Source organism: Streptomyces beijiangensis, from assembly GCF_017315755.1.
Classification (GTDB): Bacteria; Actinomycetota; Actinomycetes; order Streptomycetales; family Streptomycetaceae; genus Streptomyces; species Streptomyces beijiangensis.
Window position 1 is genome coordinate 1 of record NZ_JAFLRJ010001389.1, and the last position, 211, is coordinate 211.

Consider the following 211-nt stretch of genomic DNA (forward strand, 5'->3'; position numbering starts at 1 on the left):
CCTACGACCTGGCGCGCTGACCACCTTCGCCGTCCGCCTCGCCGTCGCCCTTCCCACCGCTCGCGCCGGCATCGGCGCCTTCGTCGCTCGTGTCGTAGGACGAGGTGCCCTCGTCGAGCAGCGGCTCCTGCGTCTTGAGGTGGGCGGGCGCGAAGGCGCGCAGCGCGTGGTACCCGGTGATGACGACGAGCGTGCCGAGCGCGATGCCGCT

At 73.0% G+C, this 211-nt stretch carries 1 pseudogene; it reads right to left on the bottom strand.

Features of this window, described 5'->3' with window-relative positions:
* Position 1 precedes the first annotated feature (1 nt).
* A pseudogene (locus J0695_RS41960) lies at positions 2–211 on the bottom strand (nitrate reductase); the annotation flags it as partial.